This window comes from Flagellimonas flava (assembly GCF_900129665.1).
Lineage (GTDB): Bacteria > Bacteroidota > Bacteroidia > Flavobacteriales > Flavobacteriaceae > Flagellimonas > Flagellimonas flava.
Genome location: NZ_FQWL01000011.1, coordinates 21983 through 42451 on the forward strand (window position 1 = coordinate 21983; position 20469 = coordinate 42451).

Annotated in this window: 18 protein-coding genes; 11 read left to right on the plus strand and 7 right to left on the minus strand. The window is 42.5% G+C overall.

Going from position 1 to position 20469, the window contains the following annotated elements; translation table 11 throughout:
• Positions 1 to 7: 7 nt before the first annotated feature.
• The 6 genes from xylA to BUC10_RS17420 all read left to right on the plus strand — a co-directional run bounded on the left by xylA (position 8) and on the right by BUC10_RS17420 (position 6106).
• Complete coding sequence (gene xylA / locus BUC10_RS17395; protein WP_073182059.1) at positions 8 to 1333, plus strand: xylose isomerase; 1326 nt, start codon at positions 8 to 10, stop codon at positions 1331 to 1333.
• Between the two features lie 11 nt (positions 1334 to 1344).
• Complete coding sequence (locus BUC10_RS17400; RefSeq protein WP_073182061.1) at positions 1345 to 2961, plus strand: sodium:solute symporter; 1617 nt, start codon at positions 1345 to 1347, stop codon at positions 2959 to 2961.
• Between the two features lie 26 nt (positions 2962 to 2987).
• A complete protein-coding gene (locus tag BUC10_RS17405; protein WP_073182063.1) occupies positions 2988 to 4028 on the plus strand; it encodes a LacI family DNA-binding transcriptional regulator in 1041 nt (346 codons plus the stop codon).
• A gap of 91 nt (positions 4029 to 4119) precedes the next feature.
• Positions 4120 to 4641 carry a 5' nucleotidase, NT5C type gene (locus BUC10_RS17410; protein ID WP_073182065.1) on the plus strand — a complete coding sequence of 174 codons (522 nt, stop codon included), beginning with the start codon at positions 4120 to 4122 and terminating at the stop codon, positions 4639 to 4641.
• Between the two features lie 8 nt (positions 4642 to 4649).
• Positions 4650 to 5378: a carboxylesterase family protein gene (locus BUC10_RS17415; protein WP_073182067.1), complete on the plus strand. Its 729-nt coding sequence runs from the start codon at positions 4650 to 4652 to the stop codon at positions 5376 to 5378.
• Positions 5375 to 6106, plus strand: a complete 732-nt coding sequence (locus BUC10_RS17420; protein ID WP_073182069.1) for a M15 family metallopeptidase — start codon at positions 5375 to 5377, stop codon at positions 6104 to 6106. Before BUC10_RS17415 ends, BUC10_RS17420 begins: the two co-directional genes overlap by 4 nt.
• A gap of 24 nt (positions 6107 to 6130) precedes the next feature.
• Here BUC10_RS17420 and BUC10_RS17425 read toward each other — a convergent pair whose 3' ends face one another.
• The 3 genes from BUC10_RS17425 to BUC10_RS17435 all read right to left on the minus strand — a co-directional run bounded on the left by BUC10_RS17425 (position 6131) and on the right by BUC10_RS17435 (position 9074).
• Entirely contained in the window at positions 6131 to 7246 is a 1116-nt protein-coding gene (locus BUC10_RS17425) for a class I SAM-dependent methyltransferase (RefSeq protein ID WP_313786254.1), read from the minus strand.
• Positions 7247 to 7319: 73 nt separating this feature from the next.
• Positions 7320 to 8420, minus strand: a complete 1101-nt coding sequence (locus tag BUC10_RS17430; protein ID WP_073182073.1) for an AI-2E family transporter — start codon at positions 8418 to 8420, stop codon at positions 7320 to 7322.
• Between the two features lie 3 nt (positions 8421 to 8423).
• The gene (locus tag BUC10_RS17435; protein WP_073182075.1) at positions 8424 to 9074 is read right to left on the minus strand and encodes a DUF4159 domain-containing protein; all 651 of its coding nucleotides are present in this window, start codon (positions 9072 to 9074) and stop codon (positions 8424 to 8426) included.
• Positions 9075 to 9113: 39 nt separating this feature from the next.
• On the opposite strand from BUC10_RS17435, the gene BUC10_RS17440 reads away from it, so the two are divergent.
• Positions 9114 to 9896: a DUF1223 domain-containing protein gene (locus BUC10_RS17440; RefSeq protein WP_073182077.1), complete on the plus strand. Its 783-nt coding sequence runs from the start codon at positions 9114 to 9116 to the stop codon at positions 9894 to 9896.
• On the opposite strand, the gene BUC10_RS17445 is transcribed toward BUC10_RS17440, so the two are convergent.
• From BUC10_RS17445 to tsaD, 3 genes are all read right to left on the minus strand, one after another.
• Positions 9893 to 10597, minus strand: a complete 705-nt coding sequence (locus tag BUC10_RS17445) for a 16S rRNA (uracil(1498)-N(3))-methyltransferase (protein ID WP_073182080.1) — start codon at positions 10595 to 10597, stop codon at positions 9893 to 9895. The two genes, BUC10_RS17440 and BUC10_RS17445, sit on opposite strands and share 4 nt — an antisense overlap.
• A 3-nt stretch (positions 10598 to 10600) precedes the next feature.
• Entirely contained in the window at positions 10601 to 10927 is a 327-nt protein-coding gene (locus BUC10_RS17450; RefSeq protein ID WP_073182082.1) for a TfoX/Sxy family protein, read from the minus strand.
• A 520-nt stretch (positions 10928 to 11447) separates the two neighbouring features.
• Positions 11448 to 12476: a tRNA (adenosine(37)-N6)-threonylcarbamoyltransferase complex transferase subunit TsaD gene (tsaD, locus tag BUC10_RS17455; RefSeq protein WP_073182084.1), complete on the minus strand. Its 1029-nt coding sequence runs from the start codon at positions 12474 to 12476 to the stop codon at positions 11448 to 11450.
• A 102-nt stretch (positions 12477 to 12578) separates the two neighbouring features.
• Between tsaD and BUC10_RS17460 the strand changes: the two genes are divergently transcribed.
• The 4 genes from BUC10_RS17460 to BUC10_RS17475 all read left to right on the plus strand — a co-directional run bounded on the left by BUC10_RS17460 (position 12579) and on the right by BUC10_RS17475 (position 20064).
• The gene (locus BUC10_RS17460; RefSeq protein WP_073182086.1) at positions 12579 to 17003 is read left to right on the plus strand and encodes a translocation/assembly module TamB domain-containing protein; all 4425 of its coding nucleotides are present in this window, start codon (positions 12579 to 12581) and stop codon (positions 17001 to 17003) included.
• Between the two features lie 129 nt (positions 17004 to 17132).
• Positions 17133 to 18119 carry a 6-phosphofructokinase gene (gene pfkA, locus BUC10_RS17465; RefSeq protein ID WP_073182088.1) on the plus strand — a complete coding sequence of 329 codons (987 nt, stop codon included), beginning with the start codon at positions 17133 to 17135 and terminating at the stop codon, positions 18117 to 18119.
• Between the two features lie 21 nt (positions 18120 to 18140).
• Positions 18141 to 19142 carry a type I glyceraldehyde-3-phosphate dehydrogenase gene (gene gap / locus BUC10_RS17470; RefSeq protein WP_073182091.1) on the plus strand — a complete coding sequence of 334 codons (1002 nt, stop codon included), beginning with the start codon at positions 18141 to 18143 and terminating at the stop codon, positions 19140 to 19142.
• 70 nt (positions 19143 to 19212) lie between these two features.
• Positions 19213 to 20064, plus strand: a complete 852-nt coding sequence (locus BUC10_RS17475) for an N-acetylglucosamine kinase (protein ID WP_073182093.1) — start codon at positions 19213 to 19215, stop codon at positions 20062 to 20064.
• Here the strand turns inward: BUC10_RS17475 and BUC10_RS17480 are convergent.
• A complete protein-coding gene (locus tag BUC10_RS17480) occupies positions 20057 to 20437 on the minus strand; it encodes a RidA family protein (protein WP_073182095.1) in 381 nt (126 codons plus the stop codon). The genes BUC10_RS17475 and BUC10_RS17480 overlap by 8 nt on opposite strands.
• Positions 20438 to 20469 lie beyond the last annotated feature (32 nt).

The window sequence follows — 20469 nt, forward strand, 5'->3', positions numbered from 1 at the left end:
TAAACAGATGGCACTACTTGGAGATAAAGAGTTTTTTAAAGGAATTGGCGAGATTAAATATGAAGGTCGGGAGTCGGACAACCCCTTGGCATTTAAATTTTACAATCCAGACAAGGTGGTTGCTGGAAAAACCATGAGAGATCATTTTAAGTTTGCAATGGCCTATTGGCATACCCTATGCGGAACCGGAGGGGACCCATTTGGACCTGGAACCAAACAATTCCCGTGGGCCTCTGCCTCAGACCCTATACAGGCGGCGAAGGACAAAGCGGATGCAGCTTTTGAATTTGTTACTAAAATGGGTTTTGGTTACTACTGTTTCCATGATTTTGATTTGGTCGATGAAGCAGACAGGCTGTCCGAGTCCGAAAAAAGAATTCACACAGTAGTAGATTATTTGAAGGAAAAACAAAAAGACTCCGGAGTAAAATTGCTTTGGGGAACGGCGAACTGCTTCTCCAATCCCAGATACATGAACGGCGCCGCTTCCAACCCTAATTTTGATGTGGTAGCTCATGCTGGGGCACAGGTGAAAATTGCACTGGACGCAACCATAGCACTAGATGGGGAAAACTATGTTTTCTGGGGTGGAAGAGAGGGTTATATGTCCTTGCTCAACACCCAAATGAAGATGGAACAGGATAACATCGGGCGGTTCCTAAACATGGCCAAGGACTATGCCCGAAGCCAGGGTTTTAAAGGAACCTTTTTCATTGAACCCAAGCCTATGGAGCCTACCAAACATCAATACGATTTTGATGCCGCCACCAGTATCAATACCATTAATGCTTACGGACTTCAGGATGATTTTAAACTGAACATAGAAGTGAACCATGCTACTTTGGCCCAACATACCTTCCAACACGAACTTACTGTAGCTGCCAATGCAGGAATGTTGGGAAGCATTGACGCTAACAGGGGAGATTATCAAAATGGATGGGACACCGATCAGTTCCCAAATAATGTTTTGGAAACGACCGAGGCCATGCTGGTTTTTCTAAAGGCAGGAGGACTACAGGGAGGTGGAATTAATTTTGACGCTAAAACCCGAAGAAACTCCACGGATTTGGAGGATATTTTCCTGGCCCATATTGGCGGTGCTGACACCTTTGCCAGGGCCCTTTTGGTAGCTGATGCCGTACTTCAAAACTCACCTTATGAAAACTTGTTGGACAAGCGATACGCTTCCTTTGGCAAGGGAAAAGGAGCGGAATTTACCGCCGGCAAGCTCAGCTTGAACGATTTGTACGATTATGCTTCTTCCAAAGGAGAACCTGAGCAAATAAGCGGAAAACAGGAATTGTTTGAAAACATTTTGAACCAGTATACCTAAAACTATCTGATATGGAATCAATATTGGAAACAGCGGATTGGTGGGTATTGGGGGCTTACTTGGCAGCGCTTATTGGGGTTGCCATTTGGGTCGTCCTTCAAAAGAATAAAAACACGGAAGATTATTTTCTGGCTGGAAGAAACGTGGGTTGGTTTGTTATCGGAGCTTCCATTTTCGCCTCCAATATTGGCTCGGAACATGTAGTGGGACTTGCAGGAACAGGAGCGGAATCTGGAATGCCAATGGCCCATTATGAACTGCACGCCTGGATCGTGTTGTTGTTGGGATGGCTTTTTCTTCCATTTTATTTCCGGAGTAAGGCTTTCACCATGCCAGAGTTCTTGGAGAAACGCTTTGACAGCCGTTCTAGATGGTTCCTCTCCGTCTTCTCCTTGGTGGGTTATGTGATCACCAAAGTATCCGTGACCATTTATGCCGGAGGGATTGTAGTATCTGAACTTCTTGGAATCCCCTTTTGGTATGGAGCCATCGGCATTGTGGTTTTTACTGGGGCGTATACCATTATTGGTGGCATGAAGGCCGTCATTTATACGGAAACCCTCCAGACCATTATTTTGATTGCAGGTTCTTTGGTCATTACCTATTTGGGACTTCAAGAAGTAGGGGGGTGGCAAGAATTAAGATCGGTTGCGGGAAGCGAACACTTTAATATGTGGCGACCTATTTCCGATCCGGACTTTCCATGGACAGGAATGCTCATTGGAGGCACCATAGTCGGGATTTGGTATTGGTGTACCGATCAATATATCGTCCAACGTACATTGGCTGCAAACAATATCAAGATTGGGCGTCGTGGAGCTATTTTTGGGGCCTATTTAAAACTTCTCCCGATCTTCATCTTTCTAATTCCTGGTATCATAGCATATGCCTTATCCCAACAAGGGGTGCTTTCCTATGAAAAAAGCGATCAAGTATTTCCGGTTTTGGTGAAGACACTCTTGCCGGTAGGTCTTAAAGGTCTGGTGGCGGGAGGGCTTATGGCAGCATTAATGAGTTCCTTGGCTTCCGTGTTCAATAGTTGCTCTACCATTTTCACGATTGATATCTATAAGAAATTAAAGCCCTTTACCGAAGAGCGCAAACTACTTCGTATCGGAAAGATTGCCACGTCAATAGTAGTTATTTTGGGAATTATATGGATACCCATTATGAATAAAATTGGTAGCGGGGTACTGTATCAATATTTGCAGAGTGTCCAGTCCTATATAGCGCCACCCATTACAGCGGTGTTCTTGTTGGGCATCATTTGGAAAAGGGTAAATTCAAAAGCGGCCATTGTTACTCTTTTTGCCGGACTTGTGATGGCCGCCCTGCGCATTTTAGCTGAAATCTATGAGGCTGAGTTAACAGGACCGTTGTTGGCCTTTGCCACTATTAATTTTGCCCACATGGCAATATTCATGTTTTTATTCTCCGTTGTACTGTGCATTGCGGTGAGCCTGGCGACCAACCCTCCGGATTATGCTGCAATATCCGGACTTTCTTTTGGTACCTTGACAACAGAGGACCGCAAACACAACAAGGACAGTGTGGCTATTATAGACATTGTACTTTCCATACTTTTGATTGTTGTTGTTGTTTTAATTTTGGCATACTTCGTTGGATAGGTATTTCGGGGAAAAAGTAAAAGGGAATGAAAAAAATCACCTTAAAAGACATAGCTGACCATTTTGGGGTGTCCATTTCCACGGTGTCCAAGGCCATCAATGACAGTCATGAAATTAGCAGGGATGTTAAGTTGAAAATCCGCCAGTATGCCAAGGCACACCATTATCGTCCCAATCGCATTGCCTTGAGCCTTCTCAAGAAAAGTACCAATACCATTGGTGTGATCGTGCCCAATATTCTCAATTATTTCTTCACCCAAGTTTTCTATGGTATTGAAAAAACCGCAAACTCTAGGGGCTACACGGTCATTAGCTGTGTTTCGGATGAATCCTTTATCAAGGAGCAACAGACGATGAAACTCCTTAGTGCTGGCACTGTGGATGGAATTATCATGTCTTTGGCAGAGCAAACACAGGCCAAGGGTGATTTACAACACATTTTGGATGTTATGGAGAACCAGATACCAATGGTCATGTTCGACAGGGTAACGGATAAGGTGGAATGTGATAAAATTGTTGTGGATGATTTTGAGGCAGGTTACAAGACCACAAAATACCTGCTACAGACCGGGTGCAAGAAAATAGCCATCGTATCGTCCATATTTAATTCAAGTGTTGGGAAACTTAGAGTGGAGGGATATCGTGAAGCATTGCAAGAAATGGGATTGGACTATGATGACAAGATGGTGGTAAAAGTAGGGGGGGCGGACGACTTGGAAATTTTGATTTCCTTGTTGTTGGATTCGATTGCCGTGGATGCAATAATTGCACTGGACGAGATGACTGCCGTGGACACTTTGAATATTCTAAAAATGAAAGGTATTGACGTACCCGATCAAATTTCCATAGTGGGATTCACTAACGGACGCCTGTCAAAATATGTGTCCCCAGCACTTACCATGGTAAGTCAACATGGGAAATACATAGGTGAGTTGGCAGCCAACATCCTTATGGATAGACTGGCTTATGAAGGCGATATGCCTTTTACTACCAAATTGGTTAAAACCAGTCTAATTGAGCGGGACTCCACCAGAAAAGTGGATAAAAACCATAGAGCTTACCAATAAATAATTAAAGAGGGTTAATTAACCATTATATTTCCGTTTGGGCTTTGAAGATGCGAGGTTTTTTCATTCCTTCGAGCTTTAAATTTTGCTTATGACGCTATTTGTTGACATGGATGAGGTGGTGGCTGATACCTATGTGGCCCATTTGGACCTATATTATGAGGAATATGGAATACAACTGAGCCATGAGGAATATAACGGTAAGGAGGCGTGGGAGGCTGTCCCCATGGAACATGCCTCATTTATGAAAGACCATGCATGGCAACCGGGCTTTTTCAGGGATTTAAAGGTGATAAAGGACAGTCAAGAAATCATGGAAGAGCTTAATAAAAAATATGAACTCTATATCGCTTCCGCGGCCATGCAGTTTCCCAATTCCTTAAAGGAGAAATCAGAATGGTTGGACGAATTTTTCCCTTTTATCCCTTGGCAGCGAAGAATCCTATGTGGGCATAAATACATCCTTAAGGGCGACATTTTGATAGACGACAGAACCTATAACTTGGAAAGCTTTGAAGGACGCTCCATTTTGTTTACCTCACCGCATAATGTAAATACCAATGGTTTTGAGCGTGCAAATTCTTGGAAGGAAATCGCCGATAAACTTTTGTAACTTGGAGCATGCGAAAACCCCAATTTCGAAATTTGTTGGTAGCGTTCATTGGAATGTGTTTAATGCAATCCTGCTCGGCCCAGTCCCATTTAATAGAGGATGAAATAGAAACGGTTTCCAAGGAAAATCTCAGATATTATCTGTATTATCCCCAAGACTACGAATCCAATCCCGATAAATCGTTTGGATTATTACTCTTCTTGCATGGGGGGGGAGAAGCTGGGGGAGATCTATCCGAGTTAAAAGAAAACGGACCTCCTAAAATGCTGGTCGAGGGTAAACAATTTCCATTTTTGGTGCTTGCTCCTCAGAATCCTCACAAGAGAAAATGGTGGAGCACCCAAGCCGTTATCCAATTGTTGGATTCGGTTGTTGCCCAAAACAGAATCGACGAATCTAGAATTTACCTTACTGGGTTAAGCCGGGGTGGAGGTGCGTCTTGGGAACTGGCCACCCAATACCCCAAAAAATTCGCCGCCATGGCCGTGGTTTGTGGAATGGCTCCCCTGCCGTATGCCCATTGGATTGATAAGAATATGCCTATCTGGGTATTTCATGGAGATAAAGATGAGGTGATTTCCGTGTCTGAGTCTGACAAAATGGTTAGGAAGCTCAAAGAAATGAATTATGATGTGCGCTATACCAGATACGAGGGCGTAGGACATAATTCTTGGAGCAGGGCGTATGCCAATGACTCCTTGTATTCATGGTTTAACCAACAAAAAAGGAAGAAATGAAAAAGTTGATAGGGCTCTTTTTAATACTTGCATTTTTAGCCTGTAAACGAAACGGCAACTCATCGGTAAGTTTTATTTCGGGAAATACTGAAGCCACGGATACTCTAGTTGCAGTTGATTCGGTAATAAAGGTCCCCGTTCAGGAAAAGGCTTTAAAATCTTTTGAAGGCTTGGCGGACACCACCTTTGTGCGCTTAGCAGATTTCAGTAACGATTTTGCATACGACATGCGCTACGCAACCGAGAATAATTTTTTAAAGGCAAAGGTGTACGACTGTGCCGAATGTTATACCCGGGTAAAAACCGCAAAGGCATTAATTGCTGCAAACCGGGATTTCATGTCGAAAGATGTGAAGATTAAATTTTTTGATTGCTATCGACCTAATTCCGTCCAATACAAGATGTGGGAAATTGTGCCCAATCCCCAATATGTGGCCGATCCAGTCAAGGGATCTATCCATAATAAGGGAGGAGCCGTGGATATCACTTTGGTGGATATGGAAGGCAACGAACTTGACATGGGTACCGATTTTGACTTTTTTGGAAAAAGGGCATATCATGACAATACGGACCTACCCCAAGAAATTTTAGATAACCGGACACTTTTGAAGGAAACCATGGAATCACATGGGTTTTGGTCCATTAGAACGGAATGGTGGCATTATAACTTGTCGGCCGGCTCCAATGATAAGGTGGCTGATTTTAAATGGGATTGTGCTACTGAATGATGTTATAAGAAAATCAAATTGAAGTCAATCACATTTACGAGTTATTATAGCCATTAAATTGTCATTGATAGATTTAGTAAAGAACAAATAGAGCTCACCCCCATCTGTAATCTTGTGTTTTTTCCGAAGCTCTGCAACGGAAAGAGGGAAATTCCTAGTGGTGATGTTCGCCTTTTGGATGGACATCCGTTTCAAGGCGTGTTTGGAGTAGGGTAGTACTTCAAGGATTTCAAATCTTCGTCCGGGGAAATCCACAAGTGTTTCCGAGGTATATAAATGGGAATGTGGATGTAGTTTTTTCAATCCGTAATGTGCTCCTATGGATTTAAAACCACCTGATTTCAAAATTGCAGCGTTAGGTTCATAGAGGAAGTTCTCCGGAGGACCAAGAAGGACAGTCACTTGGTTTTCCCCAATCATCCTAAAATCGAATTGTATTTCCTTATCTTTTTTAAGATCAATAGTTTTGATTTCGATTTCCCCGGAAAAATCCTTTTCCAAAACAAAGAGCAATTCCTTGACTTCATTTTTCACGGCTACCGCATGCACCTCTTTTACAAATTGTAATTCAGAAATACCTTGGGCAATATCCAACAGGGGAGAAGTTTTGATAAGTACATTTTTGGTTTTTTGGAAAATCAAGGGAAGAAGCCGGGGCACATTTGGCAAACAATCTTCCAAACGAAAGACTTTTCCCTTCTCGTTATTTCGTCTTGAGGGGTCGATAAAAATCCAGTCCCATTCCCTAGGTTTCTCAGCTAGATAGTCCAATCCATTTTCGGTAACACCTTCTATGTTTTCACACCCCAAAACCTTAAAATTATAGATTGCAATTTCGCTGAGTTCAGCATTCATTTCACAGTGTGTTACCCAATCCATTTTCTTCGAAAAAAAATAGCTGTCCACACCTAAACCACCGGTAAGATCCAACAAGGTATTTCCATTGACCAATCTTGATTTATAGTGAGCGGTAATTTCAGAACTTGTTTGTTCCAGATGTAGTTTTTTTGGGTAAAAAATCCCGTCTGAATTAAACCAAGTGGGTAACTTTTCTTGTGCCCTTTTTCGGGATTCAAGCTGTTGGGCGAGCTCTTTTTGGGCAATCCCATTAAATAGTAGCTTTTTTAACAAAACTGACACGATGTCAGTATTTAAATTTTCTTTTATAAAATCTTGAACACCAGTATTTAAAATTAACTTATTCAAATAATTACTATAAGTTTTTCGTTAGCTTTTTCACAACCTCGTTTTCCGCTAAAAACTCCTTCAAAATCACTTTTATTGCGGTATATCCGGGCACTGCCACCACCATTCCCACTACCCCGAAAATGAGTCCGGCTATAATGATGACCAAGAAGATTTCCAAGGGATGTGATTTTACACTTGTGGAAAAAATAAAGGGCTGGGAAAAGAAGTTGTCAATAAGCTGGCCAATCACCAAACCGAGAAGTACATAAAGTGCTTTTGGAAGAATTACAGTACTAAAATCAGCACCTAAAAAACTGGTCATGGTAAGGGTCACCATTATGGCTCCCCCAATAATTGGACCTATGTACGGAATGATATTGAAAAGAGCGCAAAGAAATGCGATTACGATAGCATTTTCGACACCCACGATCAACAGCGCAATGGTGTAGATCACAAAGAGAATAAAAAGCTGTAAAAGTATACCCGCAAAATATCGCGAAAGCAGATTATTGATCTTATCCACCGAGGCAACCAGATTACCTTCCTTGTGATCTGGAACAAAAGTCAGCATACCGTTTTGGAACAGCTTGCTGTCTTTTAAAAAGAAAAAGGAGATAAAAAGAACGGAGAATAATCCAATGCTAAAATTGCTAAGGACGTTCAAAAACGAATTAAGAAAGTTGGGAATAAAACCGAGATCTAGACCTTCCAACACATTTTTTTCCAAATCGGAATCCTCTATCAGATGGGTAACACTATCTGTTGTGGCTCCAAAATATTCCAATATTTGATGGTAGAGCGTATTGATGTCCCCTTTTAAGGCGTCAATATCCAACAGGGACAGATTTTTACTCTGCTCGGAAATCAATGGAATAAAAAGGGCGAGTATGCCCAAAAATATTGCCAGCATAAAAACCATAGCTACTATTACTGCAAGGGTATTGGGAAACTTAAGCCTTCTACGTAAAAAAATGACCACGGGTCTCCCCAATAGGGCAATGACCGCCGCAATGGCCAAATAGGCAAGGACAGACTGGATTTTAAAAAGAAAGTAACACAGAAGTACGATTCCAACGATTATGGCAACCGCCCTAAGGATTCCATTTGCAATGGTTTTTGATGTCATCTGTTAGCTTTTAAATGCATATTCAACAATATTGGCTCCCATTTGAAGGGCCCTTAAACGCACCTCCTCGGGATCATTGTGCACAGCGGGGTCCTCCCAACCGTCCCCTAGGTCACTCTCAAATGTGAAAATTAAAAGCAACCTGCCCTGGTCAAAAATACCAAGAGCCTGAGGTCGTTTCCCATCATGTTCATGGATTTTGGGCAAACCATTCGGAAATTTAAACCGTTGACTAAATATTGGATGGTCTCCTCCAAGTTCTTCCAATTGCTTATCTGGGAAAACCTTTTGTAATTCCCTGACCAAATAAGGTTCCATACCATAGTTGTCATCGATATGGAGAAAACCCCCAGATAATAGGTATGTCCGCAGGTTTTGGGCTTCTTCTTCCGTGAAAAAGACGTTGCCATGTCCCGTCATGTGGAGGTATGGATATTGAAATATGCCTATGCTTCCAGCTTCCACGGTCTTTGGTTTAGCTGCTATTTTGGTCCCGATGTTGCCATTGCAAAACTTGATAAGATTGGGCAACGCGGTCGGATTGGAATACCAATCCCCTCCGCCTCCGTATTTCAGTATGGCAAGCTCTTGACCTTGGACAAGTGCAATCATAAAAAAAGTTAAAATAAACAAGGATTTGGTAAGTAGTTTCATGAGAATGCGATTAACCAATAAACCAAATGTACAGCATTCATGTTTAAAAAAATCCTAATTCCATCATTTGCCTTTTTTGGAATATCCTTGATAGCGCTATACGCTGCTGCAGTGGAACCGGTTGTCCCAAACGACAAAAAAGAGGTACTGGAGGAAACCTATGAGCCTGTTGTAGTTTTGGAACTCTTTACTTCGCAGGGATGTTCTAGCTGCCCTCCGGCGGATGTGCTTTTGAACAAGGCCAAGAAGCAGTTTCCGGAAACCGTTTTTGCCCTTTCCTATCACGTGGACTATTGGAACTATATCGGATGGAAAGACCCCTTTAGCAAATCGGTCTACACTAAAAAACAGCGGGACTACAATCGCAAATTTAGATACAGTAGCAATTATACCCCGGAAATGGTAGTGAACGGAAGGGAGCACTTTGTTGGTTCCAATGCATCAAAACTGTTCACAAAGGTTGATGCCTACAAAAATCGAAATAGCGCTAACAAGGTTCTCTTGACAAACGTGAAGCAATCTGGTGGCACCATAGATTTTGAGTATTCCGTTTTAGGCGATGTGGATACCAAATTGTTGAGGACGGTATTGGTTCTGGATGAGCGCACCACTTCCGTTACCCGCGGGGAGAACAGGAATAGGACCTTGAAGAATAGCAATATTGTTGTTGCTGAAGATTATATACCCCTATCAGCTAGGGAAGGTAAAGGTGTTTTATCTGTCCCTGAAATCGTTCGCGGGAACGATAAATTGACCTTAATAGCACTAGTGGAAGCGGATAATTTGGATATTACTGCTGCCGCCAAAGTTGGCTTGGATTAGTTGTTCAACATGGAAACCGTGGTACAGGCCACCAAGGCGGCTGTTTCGGTGCGAAGTCTGGTTCTACCCAGTGATACAGGTAAATACCCCTTTGCTAAGGCCAAATTAATTTCGTCTTTTGAAAAATCCCCTTCTGGTCCTATGAGGATGATAACATCTTTGTCCGCTGCTACTTTTCGTTTTAACTCCATTTTTTCACCTTCATCACAATGGGCAATGAACTTTAATCCCTTCGGCTGAAGTTCCATAAACTTTTTAAAGGGAATTGGGGGATTGAGTTTTGGCAAGAAAGTTTGCAAGGACTGTTTCATGGCAGACTGCAATACACGTTCCATCCGTTCTGCTTTCAACACCTTTCTCTCTGAATGTTCGCAAATGATCGGGGTAATCTCATCTATTCCAATTTCGGTCGCCTTTTCCAAAAACCACTCATAACGATCGTTCATTTTTGTGGGGGCTACGGCAAGGTGCAAGCTGTGTCGTTTGGGAACACTTTTCTTTTCAGATACGATTTCCGCCTTACATTTCTTAAGGTCCGCAGACAATATTTTGGCCTCATATAAATACCCTTTGCCATTGGTGATATGGAGCAGGTCACCTTCTTTTTTCCGAAGCACTTTTATAATGTGTTTGCTTTCCTCGGATGAAAAGAAGAATTGCTTAAAACTATTGTCCAACGAAGGGTTGTAGAAAAGTTGCATAGGCTATAATTTACTTTTGGCATGTTCCACTCCCAACTCGACCCAATGTTGTAATTGTTCTTCGGTGTTGAACCCCGCCTTGGAAACAAAAACAAACTCTTTCATGGGTTTCCCTGTGAAATCCATAGGTCTTACTGCTTGCTGTTGCAGTGTGCCCTCCATTTTTTCGCCAACAACCCTGACCATAAGATCATCATTTATTGCGCCCACCGTCATTTTGCCTTGAAATAGAAATGCTATTCCTCCAAACATCTTTTTTTCAGTAAAAGTTTCTGGGAAAAGTGCGGTCGCAACCCGAATTCGTGATACAAGTTCTTCGCTATATGCCATGGGGTAAAGTTACGTGATAAAAGTCTAAATGGTTAATGAAGCAATGAGTCTAAGGATCAATGCTAAATTTTGAATTTTAAATGTTCAATTGGACTCGCATTCAACCTCAAAGATTCAAAACCAAAAAAACTGACTTCTGATTGCTGACATCCTATTCCACGGAGACAAGAAGCAAGAACTAAGAGACAAGACTCGGGATATCAAAAAACAGGTTTAAGTTAAACTCAAGTTCAAATATTTAATTCTGCTTTCCGGCCTCTGATTTCTCAAAAGACTTAAAAATCAAGAAACAAGACTCAGGGCATCCAAAAATCCAACCATCCAAAAACAAATTCAAACTCAAGTTCAACAATACTGATTTCTGATTGCTGACATCCTATTCCAAGGAGACAGGAAGCAAGAGTCAAGATATAAGACTGGGAGTGTCCAAAACAAGTTCAAGTTCAAAGATGTAAGGCTTAATGCTGAATTTTAAATACTCGTTTGATATCCCTTAAAATTCACAATTCATAACTGAACATTAAGAACCTATGGCATACCTCGCCTTGGCCGCCACACTTTGGTCCGTGAATTTACCCTCCAAGAATTTAAGGTAACCCACAATTCCGATCATCGCTGCATTGTCCGTGCAATAGGCAAATTTTGGGATATACGTTTTCCAACCCTTGGTGTGTTCTGCATCTTTTAATCTGGCCCTGATTCCGGAATTGGCAGCAACCCCGCCTCCAATGGCTACTTGTTGTATCCCGGTTTGCCTTACGGCCAACTCAAGTTTGCCCATCAAGATTTCCAAGATGGTATGTTGCACGGAGGCACAGATGTCCCTAATGTTTTCCTCGACAAAATCTGGATTTTTACGGGCTTCCCGTTGAAGAAAATACAAAATACTTGTCTTTAATCCGCTAAAACTAAAGTTGAGTCCTTCCACCTTAGGTTTGGGAAAGGGATAGGCAGCTGGATTTCCTTCCCGTGCATATTTGTCCACCAAGGGCCCACCTGGATAGGGTAAACCCATAATTTTGGCGCTCTTGTCAAAAGCTTCGCCCACCGCATCGTCAAGCGTTTCTCCCAGAACCTCCATGTCAAAATAGCTGTTGACCTTCACAATTTGGGTATGTCCGCCGCTGATGGTCATGGCCAAAAACGGAAATTCTGGTTGGCCGGTATCTTCATCCTCAATGAAGTGGGCCAAAATATGGGCTTCCATATGATTGACCTCAATTAACGGAATATCTAATCCCAATGCCAGCGATTTGGCAAAGGAAGTGCCCACTAATAAAGACCCCATAAGACCTGGACCTCGGGTAAAGGCTATGGCGGATAGTTGTTTTTTATCGATATTTGCTTTGGCCAAGGCCTGGTGAACCACTGGAACAATATTTTGTTGATGTGCCCTGGATGCCAACTCTGGGACAACACCTCCGTATTGCCTATGGATTTCTTGGGTTGCAACTACGTTGCTCAGCACTTTGGTGTTGCACAATACCGCTGCTGAGGTATCGTCACAGGAAGATTCTATTGCAAGAATGTATTTTTTTTCTGTAGCCACGGATTTTGGAACAAAAATTGGTCGAGCAAAGGTAAAACATATAGCCCTATCAAAAAATTAAGGAAAATACTGCTCCGTGTGCTCTTGGCAATTCTGCTCCTTATGGTCTTGGGCTCCTTGATTCTGTCCATCCCAGCGGTCCAGACCCGAATGGCCCGTTATGCCACCAAATCCCTGAATGAAGAGTTTGGCACCAATATCAACATAGACCGTTTGAGCCTTTCCTTATTCAACCTAAACACGGGTCTCAAGGGAATTTATGTAGAGGACTATAAAAAAGATACCCTGGCCTATATCGAAAAACTTTCCACTTCTATTCTGAACCTTCGGAATATGGCCAATGGAAAAATGGAGTTTGGGGATATTGATGTCAATGGTCTATTTTTCAATCTAAAGACCTATAAGGGTGAAACAGAGACCAACTTGGATGTTTTTGTGGCCAAATTGGATGACGGGCAACCCCGTGCTCCGGGAACCCCTCCTTTCTTTCTGGCTTCTGATGAGGTACAGATAGAAGGTAGCCGTTTTAAATTGGTCGATGAAAATCTAGAGCGGCCCACCACCTTGGACTTTGTAAACCTGGAAGTGCTTGCCAAGGATTTCCAAATCTTGGGTCCGGATGTTACACTGGATATAGAGGAGTTATCCTTTTTGAGCAAGCGCGGGATCCAGTTGGAAAACCTGTCCACCAAGTTTACCTATACCAAGGAGCAGATGCGGTTTGACACCTTGGACATTCGCACCAAAGAATCCCATTTACAGGGAAATTTGGTGTTCAACTACAATCGGGAGGACTTTGCCGAGTTTTTGGACAAGGTGAATGTGGATGCCCAATTTGTGGAATCCACCGTTGCGCTGAACGATGTAAATACCTTTTATGACGAGTTTGGGGCCAATAAGACCGTTTCGTTTTCTGGTAACTTTAGCGGGGTACTCAATGGATTACAAGTGGAGGACCTATTTGCTCAGGCCGGAAATACTGGAATTCGTGGGGACTTTGAGTTCAACAATATGTTCAGTCAGGAAGCTCCATTCGTAATGCGGGCCGATATGAAAAGGGTAACCTCCAGCTATTATCAGTTACGCTCCATATTGCCCAATATTTTGGGGAAGAACATTCCATCATCATTCCAGAAACTGGGGCAGTTCACTATTCGAGGAGACGCGGAGGTCACTGAAACTTCCTTGGACGTTCAAATGAACTTGGATACGGCCATTGGAAGCAGTTACTCGGATTTACAGATGACAAATATCCAGGCCATAGACGACGCCTCTTATATCGGATTTATTTCGCTTATCGATTTTGACCTGGGCAACTTTACGGACCAAGAGGAATTTGGATTGACCAGTCTGGATGTAAATGTAGAGGGCAAGGGCTTTATTGCCGAATACCTGAATACCGAGGTCATAGGCGAGGTCTATAAATTGGAATATAACGGGTATGAGTACAACAATCTAAGGGTTTCCGGGATTCTGAAGGAACAACTATTTGATGGTTCTCTCGTGAGCAACGACGAAAATGTAAAATTCAGTTTCAAAGGGTTGGCCGATTTTGGGGATGGAGAAAACAAGTTCAATTTTATTGCTTCTGTAGCCCATGCGGACCTGAAGCGGATGAATTTTATCAATGATAGCGTTTCTATTTTCAAAGGCGACCTAAACATGGATGTTGAGGGCAGCACCTTGGACAACATTATAGGTCAGGTGCGTTTTTCCAATACGGTGTACCAGAATAAAAACGAGACCTACTATTTTGATGATTTTGCCGTTTCCTCTTCCTTTGACCAGGATACGGTCAGAACCGTGGAAATTAATTCGCCAGATATTATTACGGGCTATGTTCGTGGAAAATTCAAGGTGAATGAAATTGGTAAGCTGGTCCAGAACTCCATCGGTAGCATTTATACCAATTACAAACCTTTTGAGATTTCCGAAGGGCAGCGGCTCAACTTCAATTTTAAGATATATAACAAGATTGTGGACGTGTTTTTCCCCGACGTGGCTTTTGACCCTAATACCTTTATCAGGGGAAGCATCATTTCCGATGAAGGAGATTTTAAGCTCACATTTAAATCCCCCAGTATTAAGGCCTATGGGAACGATTTTGATGAGATAGAATTAAAAATAGATAATAAAAACCCGCTCTTTAATACCTATGTGTCGGTCGCGGATATGTCCACCATTTATTATGATGTCAAGGACTTTAATCTTATCAACACCACGTTGAAGGACACACTCTTCTTTAGGACGGAATTTAAAGGCGGTAGGGGATACGACGACAGCTATAAGCTTAATTTTTATCACACCTTTAACGAGAACAACAAATCGGTTATTGGATTGAAGAAATCTGATATTAATTTTAAGGGAAACACTTGGGTCTTAAACAAGGATGGGGATAATAAGAACAAGGTCATTCTGAATAAAACCTTGGATAGCATTCGAATAGAGGATGTGGTCATGGACAATAACAATAGGGAGCAGATAAGATTACGGGGAGAATTGGCTGATTCCACCTACAAGGATTTAGATCTTCAGTTTAAAATAGTTTCACTGGATAAGATAACTCCAGCCATAGACAGTCTAAAGCTTGATGGTTCGGTAGACGGATTCTTGAACATTCTCCAAAAAGATGGCAATTACCTTCCAACTTCCAGTTTGAATATTACCGATTTCAGCGTGAACGATTTACGGATGGGTGACCTGGAGATAGGCATTTTCGGAAATAATGACCTTACGCAATTTGGCGTGAGTTCATGGTTGATTGACAATGGAAGGGAAAAAATGAGTGTCAATGGGAAAGTGCTTAACCGGAACAACAAACAGGAGCTGAACCTCTTTGCCAACTTTACCGATTTTGACCTAGAGCCCTTCAGTCCGTTAGGAGACGGGGTTATTTCCAATATTCGGGGAAAAGTCAATGGAAACACTAGGTTGGTAGGAGATATTAATAATCCTTCCATCAACGGTGTGCTAAGTTTGAACGAAGCGGGCCTTGGAATTCCATACCTTAATGTGGACTATGATTTTGCGCCCTATTCCAGGGTTCGACTCTTTGACCAGACCTTTTATTTTGAGGAAGTGGGCCTCTCGGATGTTGTGGAGGGTACAAAAGCGACTTTGGATGGTACGATCAACCATACGGCTTTTGGGGATTGGTCCCTGGATTTGGATGTGGATACCAATGGGGATCGATTTATGATTTTAAATACAGACTTTGATGAGGAAGCGCTCTACTACGGAACGGGCTTCATTAATGGAACAGGAAGTATTTACGGCTCTACAGATGCGCTTACCATTGCGGTGGATGCAACAACGGCCAGGGGAACCTCTTTAAAAATACCTTTAAGCGATGTGACCACGGTTGGGGACTATTCCTTTATCAATTTTATTGAAAAAAGCGGAGCGGAATCCTTTACGGAAGAACGCGTATTACAGGACTATCAAGGGCTGGAGATGGCCTTTGACTTGGCAGTAACCCCAGAAGCTGAGGTGGAAATTGTTGTGGATCAGAGTACGGGAAGTTCCCTAAAAGGAACTGGGGAAGGGATTCTTCTTATAGAGATCAATACCAACGGGAAGTTTAATATGTACGGGGAATTTGTGGCGGTTACCGGAGAATACAATTTCAAGTATGGCGGTGTTATTGACAAGAAATTCCAAGTGCGACCTGGTGGAACTATTCTCTGGGAGCGGGACCCGCTTGCGGCCCAACTCAATCTGGAAGCGGTCTATAAATTAAATGCCAACCCTGCACCTTTATTGGATAATCAGAACAATGTAGCTCGGATACCAACAGAAGTTGTGGTGAGGTTGGATGGAGAGCTGGAAAGTCCAAATATTGCGTTTGACATCGATTTTCCTGGAGCAAATTCTGTATTTCAGTCCGAACTTGAGTACCGATTGCAAGATCCTGCCGTGAAAGAGCGCAATGCCTTCTTTTTATTGGCCCAGGGTACTTTTGTAGATGAACAGTCGGGTATCAACCAACAGGCAGTAACAGGTAACCTGATTCAAACGGCCTCCGGGCTTTTAAACCAAATACTGGGTAGCGACAATGATAAGTTCAATCTGGGAGTTTCATACGAACAGGGATTGCTCAATAGCGAGGATATTAGGACCGAAAATAGAATAGGTGTCACCGTCTCCACACAAATTTCCGAGCGTATTTTGGTCAATGGTCGGGTGGGGGTTCCCGTGGGAGGTGTTTCTGAGTCTGTAGTCGCCGGTGATGTTGAGGTTCAAGTACTATTGAATGAGGAGGGTACCTTAAGTGCCAAGATTTTCAATCGGGAAAATCAGGTGCAGCGATTTTTGGCAGAGCGCCAAGGCTATATTCAGGGGGTTGGTCTTTCTTATCAGGTGGACTTCAATAGTTTCAGGGAACTTATGCAAAAGATTTTCAAGAAGAAGGAAGATGTGGTTGCACCTTCTGAAGAACCCAAAGAACAGTCTACGGAAATAATGGGCAAGGACAGCCTGATTCGATTTGCTCCGAAAAACAGGATTACCAAAAAATCATTCAGATAGTGGTATAATTCGCAATTTTTCAATAAAAAAATCACGAAAACGTTTGCGGAACTACCTGAAATCAAATTCGGTATCATGTCATTCATTTATTAAATAAAGTTTCCTAGTTTTGGCTTTTTAAACTTTTGAATGGCTTCAGAAATTAAGAAAATAGCGGTGTTTACCTCAGGAGGGGATTCACCAGGAATGAATGCTGGAATCCGATCTGTTGTCCGTACTTGTGCGTATTTGAACATTGAATGTGTTGGTATCTATAGAGGTTACCAAGGTATGATCGAAGGGGATTTTAAATCCCTTGATGCACGTAGCGTAAACAATATCATCAACAAAGGGGGAACTATCTTAAAATCAGCTAGATGCGATGAATTTAGGACCAAGGAAGGTCGTAAAAAAGCGCATGAACAGCTGGTTAAAGAGGGTATTCAAGCCTTTGTTGTTATTGGTGGAAACGGAAGCTTTGCGGGTGCAGTGGCCTTTAATGAAGAGTATAATTTTCCGGTCATCGGTATTCCAGGTACTATTGATAACGATATCCTTGGGTCTACCTATACCATAGGATTTGATACTGCCATCAACACTGTAGTGGAGGCTATTGATAAGATCAGGGATACCGCAAGTTCACATAACCGTTTGTTCTTTGTTGAGGTTATGGGAAGGGATGTGGGCCATATCGCTTTAAATGCTGGTGTGGGTGCCGGTGCAGAAGAAATCCTGATTCCAGAACAGAACTTGGGGCTGGAGCGTTTGCTGGATTCCCTTAAGAGGAGTAAAAAATCCGGAAAATCGTCCAGTATCGTTATCGTGGCCGAAGGCGATAAAATTGGTAAGAATGTCTTCGAACTTAAAGAATATGTGGAAGAGCATTTACCTATCTATGATGTTAGGGTATCGGTTTTGGGTCATATGCAAAGAGGGGGGAACCCAACCTGTTTTGACCGAGTACTGGCGAGTAGAATGGGGGTAAAGGCCGTGGAAAGTTTGCTTGAAGGTAAATCCAACTACATGGTTGGGATTCGCGATAACAACTTGATATTAACTCCAATAAGCGAGGCTATCAAGGCACATACGGAAATTGATGAGGAATTGATCAAGGTTTCCGATATAATGACTACATAATTTAAACCAAATAAAGTAAAAATGTCAAATTTAAAAATAGGAATTAACGGATTCGGTAGAATTGGAAGATTGGTGTTTAGGGCTACCGTAAAAAGAGATAATGTTGATGTTGTTGCCATCAACGACCTTTTGGATGTGGAACACCTTGCCTACTTGTTGGAATACGATTCTGTGCATGGAAGATTCGATGGCACCGTTGAAGTGAAGGATGGACACTTAGTGGTTAATGGAAAAACCATTAGAATTACGGCTGAGCGCGATCCTAAAAGTCTAAAATGGGATGAAGTTGGTGCTGATATCGTCGCAGAATGTACGGGTATCTTCACTTCTCTGGAAACTGCACAATATCATATTGACGGAGGAGCCAAGAAAGTTGTGATTTCCGCTCCGTCCAAAGATGCCCCTATGTTTGTTATGGGCGTCAACCATCAGGATGTTAAGGCTTCTGACACCATTGTGTCCAATGCATCCTGTACAACCAACTGCTTGGCTCCGATGGCCAAGGTTCTGAACGATAAATTTGGAATTGCAGAAGGTTTGATGACTACTGTACATGCCACGACGGCCACACAAATGACAGTGGACGGACCGTCCAGAAAAGATTATAGAGGTGGTAGAAGTGCCCTGCTTAATATCATTCCAGCTTCAACGGGAGCTGCCAAAGCTGTGACTAAGGTAATTCCTGAGCTATTGGGAAAACTTACAGGAATGGCCTTTAGGGTTCCAACGGCGGATGTTTCCGTGGTTGACCTTACCGTTAAATTGGAAAAAGAGACTTCCTACGATGAAATCAAAAAAGCCTTCAAAGAAGCTTCTGAAGGGGAATTGGCCGGTATATTGGGATACACCGATGAAGCCGTGGTTTCCCAAGATTTTGTAGGTGATGTTCGTACAAGTATTTTCGATGCTGGAGCCGGGATGGAGTTGAACCCTACCTTCTTTAAGGTGGTTTCTTGGTACGATAACGAAACAGGATATTCCAACAAATTAGTAGACCTTGCCGAGCACGTTGCAAGTCTATAATTTAGTATCTTAATACAAAAATCCGGGGAGAAGGTTCCCTTCTTCCCGGTTTTCCAACAAAACTTGACTTATGATATTGATTGTTGACAGTGGGGCGACCAAATCGGACTGGATTGCTTTGGACGATAAAGGCGAGCAACTTTTCATGACACAAACGTTAGGGTTAAGCCCTGAAGTGCTTACGCGTGAGGTAATTGAGGATCGTTTGGCCAACAATTTTGAGCTTTCCAAGAATAGGGAAGACGTAAGTCATTTGTACTTCTATGGTGCGGGCTGTGGTACCGATAGAATGAAGAAATTCCTAAAAGAAATTTTCAAGGATTTCTTTCCCAATGCCAAGGCAGAGGTTCGCGAAGATACCTATGCCGCCATATACTCCACCACCAAAATTGGTCATCAGGGCATCGTTTGTATTCTAGGAACAGGTTCCAATTGTAGTTATTACGATGGACATCAGTTGTTCCAAAAAGTTACGTCCTTAGGATACATTTTAATGGATGATGGCAGTGGGAACTTCTTTGGAAGAAAACTGCTGCGGGATTATTACTTCCATAAAATGCCCCAGGATTTGGGCATTAAGTTTGCCAAGGAATACAACCTGGATGCAGATGTCATAAAGGAACATCTGTACAAACAACCCAACCCAAATACCTACTTGGCCACCTTTGCCCGCTTTATCATTGAAAATAAGGAACACCCTTACTGTAGGGGCGTCATTGACAAGGGGCTACAGCAGTTTGTGAACAATTACATCATGCAATTTGAGTTGGCTACCAAGGTTCCAATCAGTTTTGTGGGAAGTATTGCTCATTTCTTAAGAGACGAGCTGACCACAGTTTTGGAACGAAACGACCTTATTTTAGGCGTTATCCGTCAGCGACCTATTGAAGGTCTGATGGAATTCCATAGGGAGACTATTTAACCGCTATCATCGATATTTCCACATTTACAAACTTAGGAAGGTTTGCCACTTCAACGGTTTCCCTGGCTGGTGCCGTATCAGCATCAAAATAGGTAGCGTACACTTCATTTATTTGGGAAAACTGGTTCATATCTTTTATAAATATTGAACTCTTCACCACTTGCTCAAAACCCATTCCCGCTTCGGTAAGAATGGCCTTGAGGTTTTCCATAGATTGCCTGGTCTCGTCCTTAATGCCGCTCTGAACCAACTCGCCCGAGCTTGGGTCCATCGGAATTTGACCCGAAATGTAAAGTGTGTCCTTTATGAGTACTGCTTGGTTGTAGGGTCCAATTGGTGCCGGAGCGTTTGCGGTGTTGATAATCTTTTTCATGGAGTTAAAATTAGATTCAATGTATCCGTAAA